The sequence below is a fragment of the Bacillus sp. FSL H7-0578 genome, assembly GCF_038630855.1.
In the GTDB taxonomy this organism is placed as follows: Bacteria; Bacillota; Bacilli; order Bacillales; family Bacillaceae; genus Bacillus; species Bacillus safensis.
Genome location: NZ_CP152045.1, coordinates 853,411 through 867,414 on the forward strand (window position 1 = coordinate 853,411; position 14,004 = coordinate 867,414).

Below are 14,004 nucleotides of genomic sequence, written 5' to 3' on the forward strand. Positions count from 1 at the left end.
CAACGTATCACGTCGTCTATCATTATTTTAACATGCCGATGCAAGCGTCCTTAGTTGAATATCCTCTCAAAATTGGATAGGCTAATTAAAAAATAGGTTGGAGGGATTGTGTCATGACAATCGAAGTAGGGCAGCAAGTACCTGACATTGAATTAACCGGTGACAATGGGGAGAAAGTAAAGCTTTCTGATTTTAAAGGAAAACATATTGTTCTTTATTTCTATCCAAAAGATATGACACCAGGCTGTACAACAGAAGCATGTGATTTCCGCGACCGCCATCAAAGCTTTGCAGAATTAGATGCTGTCATTATCGGCGTAAGCCCAGACAGTCAGGACAAGCACCAAAAGTTTAAAGAAAAACATGATTTGCCTTTTCTTCTTCTTGTAGACGATGAACAGAAATTGTCTGAAGCCTTTGGGGTATGGAAGCTGAAAAAGAACTTTGGAAAAGAATATATGGGAATCGAGCGTTCAACGTTTCTGATTAATAAAGAAGGCACGCTTGTGAAAGAATGGCGAAAAGTAAAGGTAAAAGACCACGTAGAGGAAGCGCTTGAGGAATTGAAAGCTCACGCTTAATATCCTCACAGGATGAGATCGGCAGTCATGCCGGTCTTTTTTGTAAAGAAGAATAGGTAAAAAAGAGGATTGTAATTGACAAAGTTTCGGCTCTGGGGGTACACTATTTATAAAGATTATAATATAAGAATATTTTTGAAGAGAGGTGCATGATGAAATGGCTGCTCACGAACTAAAAGACGCTTTAGATGCTCTAAAAGAAACCGGTGTTCGAATTACCCCGCAGCGCCATGCCATCTTGGAGTTTCTCGTAAATTCTATGACACACCCAACCGCGGACGATATATATAAAGCACTTGAAGGAAAATTTCCAAATATGAGTGTCGCAACGGTTTACAACAATTTACGAGTCTTCCGGGAATCTGGATTAGTAAAGGAATTAACGTATGGTGATTCCTCAAGCCGATTTGATTTTGCGACATCTGACCACTACCATGCGATTTGTGAAAACTGCGGAAAAATCGTAGATTTTCACTATCCTGGCCTTGATGAAGTTGAACAGCTTGCATCCCATGTGACAGGCTTTAAAGTCAGTCATCATCGCTTGGAGATCTATGGAACTTGTCAAGAATGTGCGAAAAAAGAAAATCATTAATGAAAAAGCTGACCGTTTAAAAGGTCAGCTTATTTTTATGACTTTTTTCGATTGTAGGATTCATCAAACTCTTTACCTTCTAATGCTGGATCAAGTGTAAGCGGCTCCCTGCAATGCATGCACATGTCAACCCGCCCAAGCACTTTTGTTTCCTTCTCACAGCCTGGACAAACGACACGTACTGCCTTCGTAGAAAGCATACCAATCCAAAAGTAAACGGCTGTACTTAATCCAATCGATAAGACGCCAAGCAGCATAAAGAAAGTCGACAGCCAAATCGATTCCTTGAAGAACACACCGATATACATGATCAGAAAGCCAACAAAAACCAAACTAAGTGCAAATGTTCTGATTTTATTAATCTTACTGGAGTATTTCGCCATCCCTAGTCCCCCTTATCTCCAATATAGCACATTTTACCTTTCCGTTTGAATTAGTTATAGAGTTTTGTGAATAAATTGCTTATAATGATTCAATGATCTTTTTTCATGTATTGAAGGAATTTTGATTCTATGAGGAGAAATACATAGCATTAGAGAAGAACCTTACACCCGAGTATTGGAGGAATCACTATGGAAAATCTTCTCCGTCCTATTTATCAAGAGAGAGCAAGCCATCCAGACACATTAGCTGTGATTATAGTAGAAAGAAGACATAAAGTATCTTCTGAGACGGATAACTTTGATGCAGCACTTTTGGTCATCGTAAAAGAAGCGGAAGAGCCTTTATTTATCAAGCACTATGAATCCGATCACCAAACAGCTTCTTTAAATGTTGTCACAGATGATCAACTGAAGGAATGGATTACCCTCGGCACTAACCGCCGAATCATCGATTGGATTTTGAATGGAAAAGTCCTGTTTGATCGAAATGAATATATCTTCAACTTAATTGATGAACTAAGTACATTCCCGTTTTCAAACCGCAAGCTCAAAATCGGTTTAGAATATGGCAAGCTCATTCGCAGATATATAGAAGGAAAAGCATTTTTTGAGTCAAATCAATTCCTTGATGCATATAATTCCATTGTGCATGCCCTGCATCACCTAGCACGTATTGAAGTAATTGATAAAGGCTTCCACCCAGAAGTGACCGTTTGGAACCAAGTGCGTCATATGGAACCTGAAGTATACAAACTTTACTCAGAACTGATTGAAAGCCATGAAAGTCTGCATAAACGTTTGGAACTTTTATTTTTAGCAAATGATTTTTTGATCCATTCAAAAGCAGAAATTGGTGCCGCTCATTTGCGTCATGTCATGGAACAGAAGGATATATGGCTTTTTGGTGAGCTTCTTGCACACCCAGATCTAAAGTATTTCACGCCTGACCTTAGCGTCATGATTGATTTCTTTGTGGAAAAAGGAATTGTTCAAGTGGAGCCGATTGAGACAAAGGGACAAAAAATCTATCATCGAGGATATTTTGTGAAAAAAGATATTGACGCATGAATATTATGATGGTATATTATTAAACGTCGCTAATGAGCAACTGAGTTGCTTTGAAAGAAAAGCTGACAAAAAGAAATTCTAAAAAACGCTTGACGCACACGGCGCTCAAATGTTATATTAAGAAAGTCGCCTCTGAGAGACGACGAAGATGATCTTTGAAAACTAAACAAGACAAAACGTACCTGTTAATTCGAGTTTTTATAAAAAAATCCTATGATACTTCATAGGTAGTCAGTCAAACTGGCGAGGCAGGAAGTGATCACATGCTAAGTTCGCTACATCGTGTAGCAGCGCATGTGTGATATGCATCCTGCATACCTCGGAGAGTTTGATCCTGGCTCAGGACGAACGCTGGCGGCGTGCCTAATACATGCAAGTCGAGCGGACAGAAGGGAGCTTGCTCCCGGATGTTAGCGGCGGACGGGTGAGTAACACGTGGGTAACCTGCCTGTAAGACTGGGATAACTCCGGGAAACCGGAGCTAATACCGGATAGTTCCTTGAACCGCATGGTTCAAGGATGAAAGACGGTTTCGGCTGTCACTTACAGATGGACCCGCGGCGCATTAGCTAGTTGGTGGGGTAATGGCTCACCAAGGCGACGATGCGTAGCCGACCTGAGAGGGTGATCGGCCACACTGGGACTGAGACACGGCCCAGACTCCTACGGGAGGCAGCAGTAGGGAATCTTCCGCAATGGACGAAAGTCTGACGGAGCAACGCCGCGTGAGTGATGAAGGTTTTCGGATCGTAAAGCTCTGTTGTTAGGGAAGAACAAGTGCGAGAGTAACTGCTCGCACCTTGACGGTACCTAACCAGAAAGCCACGGCTAACTACGTGCCAGCAGCCGCGGTAATACGTAGGTGGCAAGCGTTGTCCGGAATTATTGGGCGTAAAGGGCTCGCAGGCGGTTTCTTAAGTCTGATGTGAAAGCCCCCGGCTCAACCGGGGAGGGTCATTGGAAACTGGGAAACTTGAGTGCAGAAGAGGAGAGTGGAATTCCACGTGTAGCGGTGAAATGCGTAGAGATGTGGAGGAACACCAGTGGCGAAGGCGACTCTCTGGTCTGTAACTGACGCTGAGGAGCGAAAGCGTGGGGAGCGAACAGGATTAGATACCCTGGTAGTCCACGCCGTAAACGATGAGTGCTAAGTGTTAGGGGGTTTCCGCCCCTTAGTGCTGCAGCTAACGCATTAAGCACTCCGCCTGGGGAGTACGGTCGCAAGACTGAAACTCAAAGGAATTGACGGGGGCCCGCACAAGCGGTGGAGCATGTGGTTTAATTCGAAGCAACGCGAAGAACCTTACCAGGTCTTGACATCCTCTGACAACCCTAGAGATAGGGCTTTCCCTTCGGGGACAGAGTGACAGGTGGTGCATGGTTGTCGTCAGCTCGTGTCGTGAGATGTTGGGTTAAGTCCCGCAACGAGCGCAACCCTTGATCTTAGTTGCCAGCATTCAGTTGGGCACTCTAAGGTGACTGCCGGTGACAAACCGGAGGAAGGTGGGGATGACGTCAAATCATCATGCCCCTTATGACCTGGGCTACACACGTGCTACAATGGACAGAACAAAGGGCTGCAAGACCGCAAGGTTTAGCCAATCCCATAAATCTGTTCTCAGTTCGGATCGCAGTCTGCAACTCGACTGCGTGAAGCTGGAATCGCTAGTAATCGCGGATCAGCATGCCGCGGTGAATACGTTCCCGGGCCTTGTACACACCGCCCGTCACACCACGAGAGTTTGCAACACCCGAAGTCGGTGAGGTAACCTTTATGGAGCCAGCCGCCGAAGGTGGGGCAGATGATTGGGGTGAAGTCGTAACAAGGTAGCCGTATCGGAAGGTGCGGCTGGATCACCTCCTTTCTAAGGATATATGGAGCAGCGTACGTTTTCGTCTTGTTTAGTTTTGAAGGATCATTCCTTCAAAACATGTCTCTAGCGAGACAGGATTGTTCTTTGAAAACTAGATAACAATAAGTAATACATTCACATTGAATGCAATGCAAAGTTCATCACACATAGTGATTCTTTCTAAAGTAAGAAATGGTTAAGTTAGAAAGGGCGCACGGTGGATGCCTTGGCACTAGGAGCCGATGAAGGACGGGACGAACACCGATATGCTTCGGGGAGCTGTAAGCAAGCTTTGATCCGGAGATTTCCGAATGGGGAAACCCACTGCTCGTAATGGAGTAGTATCCATACTTGAATACATAGAGTATGAGAAGGCATACCCGGGGAACTGAAACATCTAAGTACCCGGAGGAAGAGAAAGCAAATGCGATTCCCTGAGTAGCGGCGAGCGAAACGGGAACAGCCCAAACCAAGAGGCTTGCCTCTTGGGGTTGTAGGACACTCTATACGGAGTTACAAAGGAATGATATAAGCGAAGAGGTCTGGAAAGGCCCGCCAAAGAAGGTAACAGCCCTGTAACTGAAATGTCGTTCTCTCCAGAGTGGATCCTGAGTACGGCGGAACACGTGAAATTCCGTCGGAATCCGGGAGGACCATCTCCCAAGGCTAAATACTCCCTAGTGACCGATAGTGAACCAGTACCGTGAGGGAAAGGTGAAAAGCACCCCGGAAGGGGAGTGAAATAGATCCTGAAACCGTGTGCCTACAAGTAGTCAGAGCCCGTTAACGGGTGATGGCGTGCCTTTTGTAGAATGAACCGGCGAGTTACGATCCCGTGCAAGGTTAAGCAGAAGATGCGGAGCCGCAGCGAAAGCGAGTCTGAATAGGGCGCATGAGTACGTGGTCGTAGACCCGAAACCAGGTGATCTACCCATGTCCAGGGTGAAGTTCAGGTAACACTGAATGGAGGCCCGAACCCACGCACGTTGAAAAGTGCGGGGATGAGGTGTGGGTAGGGGTGAAATGCCAATCGAACCTGGAGATAGCTGGTTCTCTCCGAAATAGCTTTAGGGCTAGCCTCAAGGTAAGAGTCTCGGAGGTAGAGCACTGATTGGACTAGGGGCCCCTACCGGGTTACCGAATTCAGTCAAACTCCGAATGCCGATGACTTATCCTTGGGAGTCAGACTGCGAGTGATAAGATCCGTAGTCGAAAGGGAAACAGCCCAGACCGCCAGCTAAGGTCCCAAAGTATACGTTAAGTGGAAAAGGATGTGGAGTTGCTTAGACAACCAGGATGTTGGCTTAGAAGCAGCCACCATTTAAAGAGTGCGTAATAGCTCACTGGTCGAGTGACTCTGCGCCGAAAATGTACCGGGGCTAAACGTATCACCGAAGCTGCGGACTGTTCTTACGAACAGTGGTAGGAGAGCGTTCTAAGGGCTGTGAAGCCAGACCGGAAGGACTGGTGGAGCGCTTAGAAGTGAGAATGCCGGTATGAGTAGCGAAAGACGGGTGAGAATCCCGTCCACCGAATGCCTAAGGTTTCCTGAGGAAGGCTCGTCCGCTCAGGGTTAGTCGGGACCTAAGCCGAGGCCGAAAGGCGTAGGCGATGGACAACAGGTTGATATTCCTGTACCACCTCCTCACCATTTGAGCAATGGGGGGACGCAGGAGGATAGGGTAAGCGCGGTATTGGATATCCGCGTCCAAGCAGTTAGGCTGGGAAATAGGCAAATCCGTTTCCCGTAAAGGCTGAGCTGTGATGGCGAGCGAAATTTAGTAGCGAAGTTCCTGATTCCACACTGCCAAGAAAAGCCTCTAGCGAGGTGAGAGGTGCCCGTACCGCAAACCGACACAGGTAGGCGAGGAGAGAATCCTAAGGTGATCGAGAGAACTCTCGTTAAGGAACTCGGCAAAATGACCCCGTAACTTCGGGAGAAGGGGTGCTTCTTAGGGTGTTAAAGCCCCGAGAAGCCGCAGTGAATAGGCCCAGGCGACTGTTTAGCAAAAACACAGGTCTCTGCGAAGCCGTAAGGCGAAGTATAGGGGCTGACGCCTGCCCGGTGCTGGAAGGTTAAGAGGAGCGCTTAGCGTAAGCGAAGGTGCGAATTGAAGCCCCAGTAAACGGCGGCCGTAACTATAACGGTCCTAAGGTAGCGAAATTCCTTGTCGGGTAAGTTCCGACCCGCACGAAAGGCGCAACGATCTGGGCACTGTCTCAACGAGAGACTCGGTGAAATTATAGTACCTGTGAAGATGCAGGTTACCCGCGACAGGACGGAAAGACCCCGTGGAGCTTTACTGCAGCCTGATATTGAATGTTGGTACAGCTTGTACAGGATAGGTAGGAGCCTTGGAAACCGGAGCGCTAGCTTCGGTGGAGGCATCGGTGGGATACTACCCTGGCTGTATTGACCTTCTAACCCGCTGCCCTTATCGGGCAGGGAGACAGTGTCAGGTGGGCAGTTTGACTGGGGCGGTCGCCTCCTAAAATGTAACGGAGGCGCCCAAAGGTTCCCTCAGAATGGTTGGAAATCATTCGCAGAGTGTAAAGGCACAAGGGAGCTTGACTGCGAGACCTACAAGTCGAGCAGGGACGAAAGTCGGGCTTAGTGATCCGGTGGTTCCGCATGGAAGGGCCATCGCTCAACGGATAAAAGCTACCCCGGGGATAACAGGCTTATCTCCCCCAAGAGTCCACATCGACGGGGAGGTTTGGCACCTCGATGTCGGCTCATCGCATCCTGGGGCTGTAGTCGGTCCCAAGGGTTGGGCTGTTCGCCCATTAAAGCGGTACGCGAGCTGGGTTCAGAACGTCGTGAGACAGTTCGGTCCCTATCCGTCGCGGGCGCAGGAAATTTGAGAGGAGCTGTCCTTAGTACGAGAGGACCGGGATGGACGCACCGCTGGTGTACCAGTTGTTCTGCCAAGGGCATCGCTGGGTAGCTATGTGCGGACGGGATAAGTGCTGAAAGCATCTAAGCATGAAGCCCCCCTCAAGATGAGATTTCCCATTCCGCAAGGAAGTAAGATCCCTGAAAGATGATCAGGTTGATAGGTCTGAGGTGGAAGCGTGGTGACACGTGGAGCTGACAGATACTAATAGATCGAGGACTTAACCTATATTCTAATGTGAAGCATGAACATTGTTATCTAGTTTTGAGAGAACATTTTTAAAATATCTCTTGATTTATTTTCAATACATAGTATAATATCTTTTGTCACTAAATTGTCTGGTGATGATGGCGAAGAGGTCACACCCGTTCCCATACCGAACACGGAAGTTAAGCTCTTCAGCGCCGATGGTAGTTGGGGGTTTCCCCCTGTGAGAGTAGGACATCGCCAGGCTTTCTTCATTCCGCAGTAGCTCAGTGGTAGAGCTATCGGCTGTTAACCGATCGGTCGTAGGTTCGAATCCTACCTGCGGAGCCAATTTGGAGAGCTGTCCGAGTGGCCGAAGGAGCACGATTGGAAATCGTGTAGGCGGTAACCCCGTCTCAAGGGTTCGAATCCCTTGCTCTCCGCCACAATTTACATAATAAAGGGCCCGTTGGTCAAGCGGTTAAGACACCGCCCTTTCACGGCGGTAACACGGGTTCGAATCCCGTACGGGTCACCATTTTTATAGAATATACACCAGCATTTTTTATTCGGAGGATTAGCTCAGCTGGGAGAGCATCTGCCTTACAAGCAGAGGGTCGGCGGTTCGAGCCCGTCATCCTCCACCATATCTTTATCGTCGCGGGGTGGAGCAGTTCGGTAGCTCGTCGGGCTCATAACCCGAAGGTCGCAGGTTCAAATCCTGCCCCCGCAACCAAAATGGTCCGGTAGTTCAGTTGGTTAGAATGCCTGCCTGTCACGCAGGAGGTCGCGGGTTCGAGTCCCGTCCGGACCGCCATTTTTCAAAAGAATACTTGGCTCGGTAGCTCAGTTGGTAGAGCAACGGACTGAAAATCCGTGTGTCGGCGGTTCGATTCCGTCCCGAGCCACCACTATTTGCCGGTGTAGCTCAACTGGTAGAGCAACTGACTTGTAATCAGTAGGTTGGGGGTTCAAGTCCTCTTGCCGGCACTGTTTTTCAAAAGTGGAGGGGTAGCGAAGTGGCTAAACGCGGCGGACTGTAAATCCGCTCCCTCCGGGTTCGGCGGTTCGAATCCGCCCCCCTCCACCATTTTTTATTTTCATAGGGGCATAGTTTAAAGGTAGAACAGAGGTCTCCAAAACCTCCGGTGTGGGTTCGATTCCTACTGCCCCTGCCAATTTCTTAATATGATTCATAACATCTATGGCGGTTGTGGCGAAGTGGTTAACGCACCAGATTGTGGCTCTGGCACTCGTGGGTTCGATTCCCATCAATCGCCCCATTTTATTATTGGGCTATAGCCAAGCGGTAAGGCAACGGACTTTGACTCCGTCATGCGTTGGTTCGAATCCAGCTAGCCCAGTTGATGTGCGGAAGTAGTTCAGTGGTAGAACACCACCTTGCCAAGGTGGGGGTCGCGGGTTCGAATCCCGTCTTCCGCTCCAATAATGGCGGCATAGCCAAGTGGTAAGGCAGAGGTCTGCAAAACCTTTATCCCCGGTTCAAATCCGGGTGTCGCCTTTTTTGAAAAGACTGCCGGGGTGGTGGAATTGGCAGACACACAGGACTTAAAATCCTGCGGTAGGTGACTACCGTGCCGGTTCAAGTCCGGCCCTCGGCACCATTGTTTTTTAATATAAGATGCGCTCTTTAATGATCATGCCGGTGTGGCGGAATTGGCAGACGCGCACGACTCAAAATCGTGTTCCTCACGGAGTGCCGGTTCGACCCCGGCCACCGGTATCTAGTTTTAGATATTCTTTATTGTCGTCAATTACAGAAGAATTAAGGAATATCAACGTTTAAAACGTCTTTCTACAAATTGTAGGAGGGCGTTTTTTAATTTTTTTAGCTGGTTTTTCACACGACAAAATTACTTTAAATCGTATTCACTGGTGAAAGGTGAATTAGCAATTTTAGAAAAGGAAACTAAGTCTTATGTTGAATCATTTGAGGAACATATTAAGGAGATTATCTTTTACTTTATTGATGGTTGCCTTATTATTAAACTAAAGGGGTAGGATAATTGAAAGAGGATTGGATAAATTGTACATAGGGAGAGTTGTAATGATTACGGTTAAAAATGCTGAAAGTTATCTTAAAGATAGCATTGGTGAAGATAACGATGATATAAAAAAGGTTTGGGAAACATTTAAGGCTTTTTCAAAGGAGACAGTTGAGGGCGAAGAAGATAAAGAAATTTTATTTCAGTGTGGTGTCTATGATTTTACAGGAGAGGACCTATTTCATTTTGACTTTGTACGTCAGTTTACAGTTTATGAAGAAGATGATTATTCTCACATGGAACAACTACACTGTGAATTTTTATTTAAACCAACAAGCGAGTTAAAAAAGTTAAAGGTGGTAGAAGAATGGTCAATGGATTATGACGATATCGATCATTTTTTTAATCATATTGAAAGTATTCATGAGTTTAAAATACCTTTGAGTTTAAAGCCGATAAAATCAGAAATATATCAGGAAGAACTTTAATTCTTTTCATTAACAGGGGCTTTACTTTAAGAGGGTATACCTTGCCTTTTTAGAATAATTTATCACGGAGTGCTGGTTTGACCCCGGCCACCGGTATCTTTTAAAATTTTCATGATTGGTTTTTCCATGAACCTAACGTTTCACCCTCGTGGTAAAACGTTTTTTTGTGGTTTAAATGAGTTATTTAGATAAAAAATAGGAACCTATTAGAAAATAATGAGTATGTACTTCTTTTGGCAGAATAATCTTTAGATGATTTGCAACATTTGATAAGATACATTTAACCATGTAAGGAAACAAAATGGAGCAGCACATTCACATAAAACAGTTGTACTACCTTTGAGTAACTAAATGAATATTTGTGGGTACATACACATCTTTAGCTGACATCAACATGGTGACCCAGTTTGAGGGGAGAATTTATGAAAAAACAAAATGATCATGAGGAGTTATTGACAGGTGGCAATGTCTCGAACGTATATCGTTCTGGAGATACGGTTCGTCGAGAAGTAAAGTCAGACAATATCAATATACGAAAGCTGCTAAAGCATTTAGAAAAAAAGAATTTCTCCTATGCTCCAAAGTTTTTAGGGGTTGATGAACAAGGTAGAGAGGTATTGTCCTTTATTGATGGCGTGGCAGGTCATGATCCTTTAAAAGAATACATGTGTACTCACGATGTTTTAAAAGAAATAGCGAGCATGTTAAGGCTTTATCATGATGCTGTTCAGGACTTCTCCATTTCAGATGATTGGGAACGAATGGACAATACGCCTAACAACATAGAGGTTGTTTGCCATAATGATTTTGCGATGTACAACATCATTTTCAAGGATAAAAAACCAGTAGGGATTATTGATTTTGATGTAGCTGCTCCTGGTCCAAGGCTTTGGGATATCGCATATACCCTTTATACATGTGTGCCTCTCAGTAGATTTTTTCGCACTGAAACAGGGGAGGTCGTGAATTATCTTTCATTAGACCATGCAGACCAGATAAAGCATAGAGTCAAACTGTTTTTTGAATCTTATGGCGAGGAAATAGCAGAAGATTATTTGGATATGGTGCTGCTTCGTTTAGAAGGGATATGTCAGTATATGAAACGACAAGCGTGTGAGGGTGATATCGCTTTTCAAAACATGATTCAAGAAGGACATCTTGAACATTATCAAAAAGACATTCAATTTATTCATGAACATAGAAAAGAATGGATGTAAAGAGGCGGCGTTGTGATCATGCAAACGAAGACGATATTACAGGCTATTATTCAAGACGAGGGAGTAAATGATTATCCTCTTTTTAGACAGTACTGTGTAAGAAAAGAACAGGGCCTGCGTAAAGATGCGCTAAAAGTTCTTCAGTCCTTTATTGAAGAGATGAAGGAGAACGATTTTGAAGAACAGCGTGAATTTGCTGCTTGGCTGTTTGAGTGGATTGAACGGTTTGAGGATGGTCATCATCTGCTTGTGTATCCGCTGGTAAATGGGGTGATCCAGCCTGTTTTTCAAACGTGGGAGAAAGTTGATCCATTGGATGTAAGACCGTATCGCTGGCAAGGTTTGTTTGTACATCAGGGAGAAGGGCTGCCTCATTTATTGAAGGCACTAGAGCTTGGGGGCAGCAATGAACAGCGTGTGATTGTTCAAATTTGTGAAATCTATTTATCGGCCTTGTGGTATTCGTTTCACCATATACATGAAGATCTTTATTTAAGCACCTATGAGAAGGATCAAGAGAGAATTCAAGGGATTGAAAATGTTATGATGCTGATTCAAAATAAAAGAATTCGTACCAATGTTCAAAAACAAGCCGTCTATTATGGCCAGCTTTTAAAGGACTGGATGGCGTTTCAGCAGACGGAGACAAGAGGCTTTATGACATGGTGTGCGGAGCGTAAGAAACCGTATGAGTGGGTAGAGGCATTTTATTATCAGCAATAGATGAGAAAACGGCAGAGTTCATTCCGCCGTTTTTTTAATGCCATATTCGCTTTGTTTCTATATGATCTGGACTAAAAAATTTCAGAATATAGACATCTGGATTACTTAGTTTCTCCCACTCTTCGAATCCAATCGTTGGATCGGCGTGTTTAAGAAGCAGGCTCATGATATTGCCATGTGTGACGAATAGGGTATGATCTATTTCTAATTTTATTTGTTCGTGGAGTGCTTCTACAATACGATTCATGGCTTCTTGGCTCGATTCTCCGCCTTCACAGGTCATATGTAAGTCTGTAAAACTGAGCTTTAGCTTCTCAAACCAATCGTCTATTGGTTTGCTGCTTAATACACGTTCAGAGAGGCGCTGATCGATTTTTATCTCGAGCTGTTTTGCATGAGCAAGGGGCTCAGTAGTTTGGATCGCTCGTTTATAAGGACTTGAGATAATTTGATTGAGATGAATGCTGGAAAAAAACTGTGTCAGTTCATGAGATTGAGTGATGCCTTGTGGGGTTAAAGCTGCAGCTTTAGATTGTCCATCTGCTTGGCAGTGTCTGACGATATAATATGTTTTCATTGGATACACCTTTCATTGAGTATAAAAAAATCATCCAGTATTGGATGAGGATTTACGAAGATCTAGGTAAGCTTGTTCGTATCTGTTTCTTTATAGGGATCTGTGAGCTTGGAGGTCAGGTCTAGGTTGAACAAAAAATCATCGACGGTGTCTGTGCCAAAGGGAAGTGTGGAGAAGTTGACTGGGATGCTGTCTTCTTGCTTTTCTGAAGTGATTTGCTGTGCAGGCTGCTTTTTTCTCCAGTTCTTAAACAAGCGCATGTGAGGCCCCCTTTTCTTTGAAAAAGATGGATTTATACATAATATACGGGGAGAGTTGTCCAGGCGTCAAATGTTTTCTTCAAAAGGAACGATTCTATTAATAAAACAAGAGCCACAGGAAAGTGCGGCTCTTGTTGTCAGTTTAGAATGCGCGTTGTAATGCTTGCAGTAATTTACGTTCGCATCTTAAGTTGTATCGCTTCTTATGGAGTTTCTCCGTTTTAAACCTGCCTATGACACGTCGAACATCGGGATCATAAATGATGAGCTCCCTGCAAGTTTGTTCATGTAATAGTGTTTGAAACCAGCTATATTTTTTGAGATGTGCTGCGTTCCTCGAGATCTCCTCTTCATCCACTTGTAGAAAAGGGATATACACAGCAAGTGAAAAGATGTCTAGAATGAATCCCATTTTGCTGCCTCCTTTCATTGTTACTCATTACGTTTAGGAGAAGGCGAGGTTTCATTCAATAAACGTTAAAAACAATCCCAGTGCATAAACCATTCTTTTGATTCTTGGTCATAATAGAAATACATCGTGCCGTTATCACCAATCATGAAACGAGGTTTTTCTTCTGAGGCGATTTGGAGCATGAATTCGCCTTGTTGTTGATGGGGCGGGGATTGAATATACGCCCCATATCCACCGATTTTTGTGAACGAATAATTTGTGTATTGATTAAAGAAGTGGTCTGTCGCTTCTTCACTTTCGTTTACTTCTGTTAGGTCCACATATGACCATGCCTCTTCCCAGCAAGGGAAGTCCCTTTGCTCACTTTCGTTCCATTGGATTTGAAAAGCTTTGAGCCCTCTCACTTCTTCAGGAGTTTCAGCTACTTCTAAACCTTCGATTGATGAATATTCAATGAGCTTCCAGCCTTCACCGTTTTTGGTGAGATCAATCGGAAGTGTATTCTGATTAAGAAAAATTTGAATCAGCTTACATTCATTGAAGCCGTTCATTCCTCCTGGCACTTCTGGTAAATAAATTTGTAAAATCGGAATCATGGCTCCATCTTGATCTATCGGCCAGCCTTGATTAGGATCGATGAAAAAATGGCCTGCAAACCAGCTGTGTACAGCTGGATCAGGACGGAAGCCGCCAATTTTGGCGATGACTGGTGTTTTCCCAAACAGATTTAATTCTTGAAAAGCTTTGATTTCCATGGG

11 protein-coding genes, 16 tRNA genes and 3 rRNA genes are annotated in these 14,004 nt (G+C 44.9%); 25 read left to right on the forward strand and 5 right to left on the reverse strand.

Annotated features, from left to right (window positions below; all coding sequences use genetic code 11):
* Positions 1–113 precede the first annotated feature (113 nt).
* Together bcp and perR are read left to right on the forward strand one after the other, a co-directional pair.
* On the forward strand, positions 114–581 hold the full coding sequence (gene bcp / locus MHB41_RS04230) for a thioredoxin-dependent thiol peroxidase (RefSeq protein ID WP_024425791.1): 468 nt from the start codon (positions 114–116) through the stop codon (positions 579–581).
* 157 nt (positions 582–738) lie between these two features.
* On the forward strand, positions 739–1,176 hold the full coding sequence (gene perR, locus MHB41_RS04235; protein WP_012009347.1) for a peroxide-responsive transcriptional repressor PerR: 438 nt from the start codon (positions 739–741) through the stop codon (positions 1,174–1,176).
* A gap of 35 nt (positions 1,177–1,211) precedes the next feature.
* On the opposite strand, the gene MHB41_RS04240 is transcribed toward perR, so the two are convergent.
* On the reverse strand, positions 1,212–1,559 hold the full coding sequence (locus MHB41_RS04240; protein ID WP_024425201.1) for a YgzB family protein: 348 nt from the start codon (positions 1,557–1,559) through the stop codon (positions 1,212–1,214).
* Between the two features lie 189 nt (positions 1,560–1,748).
* On the opposite strand from MHB41_RS04240, the gene MHB41_RS04245 reads away from it, so the two are divergent.
* The 23 genes from MHB41_RS04245 to MHB41_RS04355 all read left to right on the forward strand — a co-directional run bounded on the left by MHB41_RS04245 (position 1,749) and on the right by MHB41_RS04355 (position 11,997).
* Positions 1,749–2,627 carry a nucleotidyltransferase-like protein gene (locus MHB41_RS04245; RefSeq protein ID WP_024425790.1) on the forward strand — a complete coding sequence of 293 codons (879 nt, stop codon included), beginning with the start codon at positions 1,749–1,751 and terminating at the stop codon, positions 2,625–2,627.
* A gap of 316 nt (positions 2,628–2,943) precedes the next feature.
* Positions 2,944–4,492: ribosomal RNA gene (locus MHB41_RS04250) — 16S ribosomal RNA — on the forward strand.
* 182 nt (positions 4,493–4,674) lie between these two features.
* Positions 4,675–7,605, forward strand: a 23S ribosomal RNA gene (locus tag MHB41_RS04255).
* 109 nt (positions 7,606–7,714) lie between these two features.
* Positions 7,715–7,830: ribosomal RNA gene (gene rrf / locus MHB41_RS04260) — 5S ribosomal RNA — on the forward strand.
* Together the 16S, 23S and 5S rRNA genes with 16 tRNA genes alongside form the textbook arrangement of a ribosomal RNA operon.
* A gap of 9 nt (positions 7,831–7,839) precedes the next feature.
* A tRNA-Asn gene (locus MHB41_RS04265) sits at positions 7,840–7,914 on the forward strand.
* Between the two features lie 4 nt (positions 7,915–7,918).
* Positions 7,919–8,009 (forward strand) — tRNA-Ser (locus MHB41_RS04270).
* Between the two features lie 17 nt (positions 8,010–8,026).
* Positions 8,027–8,101: transfer RNA gene (locus tag MHB41_RS04275), tRNA-Glu, on the forward strand.
* A gap of 33 nt (positions 8,102–8,134) precedes the next feature.
* Positions 8,135–8,210: transfer RNA gene (locus MHB41_RS04280), tRNA-Val, on the forward strand.
* A 12-nt stretch (positions 8,211–8,222) separates the two neighbouring features.
* Positions 8,223–8,299 (forward strand) — tRNA-Met (locus MHB41_RS04285).
* 4 nt (positions 8,300–8,303) lie between these two features.
* A tRNA-Asp gene (locus tag MHB41_RS04290) sits at positions 8,304–8,380 on the forward strand.
* Positions 8,381–8,398: 18 nt separating this feature from the next.
* A tRNA-Phe gene (locus MHB41_RS04295) sits at positions 8,399–8,474 on the forward strand.
* 6 nt (positions 8,475–8,480) lie between these two features.
* Positions 8,481–8,553: transfer RNA gene (locus tag MHB41_RS04300), tRNA-Thr, on the forward strand.
* A gap of 15 nt (positions 8,554–8,568) precedes the next feature.
* A tRNA-Tyr gene (locus MHB41_RS04305) sits at positions 8,569–8,653 on the forward strand.
* Positions 8,654–8,667: 14 nt separating this feature from the next.
* A tRNA-Trp gene (locus MHB41_RS04310) sits at positions 8,668–8,741 on the forward strand.
* 29 nt (positions 8,742–8,770) lie between these two features.
* Positions 8,771–8,846 (forward strand) — tRNA-His (locus MHB41_RS04315).
* A gap of 9 nt (positions 8,847–8,855) precedes the next feature.
* Positions 8,856–8,927: transfer RNA gene (locus tag MHB41_RS04320), tRNA-Gln, on the forward strand.
* Between the two features lie 7 nt (positions 8,928–8,934).
* Positions 8,935–9,009, forward strand: a tRNA-Gly gene (locus MHB41_RS04325).
* 5 nt (positions 9,010–9,014) lie between these two features.
* Positions 9,015–9,085: transfer RNA gene (locus MHB41_RS04330), tRNA-Cys, on the forward strand.
* Between the two features lie 14 nt (positions 9,086–9,099).
* A tRNA-Leu gene (locus MHB41_RS04335) sits at positions 9,100–9,188 on the forward strand.
* Positions 9,189–9,225: 37 nt separating this feature from the next.
* Positions 9,226–9,307, forward strand: a tRNA-Leu gene (locus tag MHB41_RS04340).
* 324 nt (positions 9,308–9,631) lie between these two features.
* Complete coding sequence (locus MHB41_RS04345) at positions 9,632–10,057, forward strand: hypothetical protein (RefSeq protein WP_340899136.1); 426 nt, start codon at positions 9,632–9,634, stop codon at positions 10,055–10,057.
* Between the two features lie 422 nt (positions 10,058–10,479).
* The gene (locus tag MHB41_RS04350; RefSeq protein ID WP_340899134.1) at positions 10,480–11,274 is read left to right on the forward strand and encodes a phosphotransferase; all 795 of its coding nucleotides are present in this window, start codon (positions 10,480–10,482) and stop codon (positions 11,272–11,274) included.
* 18 nt (positions 11,275–11,292) lie between these two features.
* On the forward strand, positions 11,293–11,997 hold the full coding sequence (locus tag MHB41_RS04355) for a hypothetical protein (protein WP_340900252.1): 705 nt from the start codon (positions 11,293–11,295) through the stop codon (positions 11,995–11,997).
* A gap of 34 nt (positions 11,998–12,031) precedes the next feature.
* Here MHB41_RS04355 and MHB41_RS04360 read toward each other — a convergent pair whose 3' ends face one another.
* The 4 genes from MHB41_RS04360 to MHB41_RS04375 all read right to left on the reverse strand — a co-directional run bounded on the left by MHB41_RS04360 (position 12,032) and on the right by MHB41_RS04375 (position 14,001).
* Entirely contained in the window at positions 12,032–12,574 is a 543-nt protein-coding gene (locus MHB41_RS04360) for a histidine phosphatase family protein (protein ID WP_340899132.1), read from the reverse strand.
* 62 nt (positions 12,575–12,636) lie between these two features.
* Positions 12,637–12,834, reverse strand: coding sequence for a hypothetical protein (locus MHB41_RS04365; RefSeq protein ID WP_034282315.1), 198 nt, complete (start codon positions 12,832–12,834; stop codon positions 12,637–12,639).
* Between the two features lie 142 nt (positions 12,835–12,976).
* On the reverse strand, positions 12,977–13,246 hold the full coding sequence (locus MHB41_RS04370; protein ID WP_034282314.1) for a hypothetical protein: 270 nt from the start codon (positions 13,244–13,246) through the stop codon (positions 12,977–12,979).
* Positions 13,247–13,311: 65 nt separating this feature from the next.
* Positions 13,312–14,001, reverse strand: coding sequence for a DUF1963 domain-containing protein (locus tag MHB41_RS04375; protein WP_034282312.1), 690 nt, complete (start codon positions 13,999–14,001; stop codon positions 13,312–13,314).
* Between the last annotated feature and the right edge of the window lie 3 nt (positions 14,002–14,004).

Coding starts and splice junctions, on each gene's coding strand:
- bcp (WP_024425791.1), top strand. CDS start 114: ATGACAATCGAAGTAGGGCAGCAAGTACCTGACATTGAATTAACCGGT.
- perR (WP_012009347.1), top strand. CDS start 739: ATGGCTGCTCACGAACTAAAAGACGCTTTAGATGCTCTAAAAGAAACC.
- MHB41_RS04240 (WP_024425201.1), bottom strand. CDS start 1,559: ATGGCGAAATACTCCAGTAAGATTAATAAAATCAGAACATTTGCACTT.
- MHB41_RS04245 (WP_024425790.1), top strand. CDS start 1,749: ATGGAAAATCTTCTCCGTCCTATTTATCAAGAGAGAGCAAGCCATCCA.
- MHB41_RS04345 (WP_340899136.1), top strand. CDS start 9,632: ATGATTACGGTTAAAAATGCTGAAAGTTATCTTAAAGATAGCATTGGT.
- MHB41_RS04350 (WP_340899134.1), top strand. CDS start 10,480: ATGAAAAAACAAAATGATCATGAGGAGTTATTGACAGGTGGCAATGTC.
- MHB41_RS04355 (WP_340900252.1), top strand. CDS start 11,293: ATGCAAACGAAGACGATATTACAGGCTATTATTCAAGACGAGGGAGTA.
- MHB41_RS04360 (WP_340899132.1), bottom strand. CDS start 12,574: ATGAAAACATATTATATCGTCAGACACTGCCAAGCAGATGGACAATCT.
- MHB41_RS04365 (WP_034282315.1), bottom strand. CDS start 12,834: ATGCGCTTGTTTAAGAACTGGAGAAAAAAGCAGCCTGCACAGCAAATC.
- MHB41_RS04370 (WP_034282314.1), bottom strand. CDS start 13,246: ATGGGATTCATTCTAGACATCTTTTCACTTGCTGTGTATATCCCTTTT.
- MHB41_RS04375 (WP_034282312.1), bottom strand. CDS start 14,001: ATGGAAATCAAAGCTTTTCAAGAATTAAATCTGTTTGGGAAAACACCA.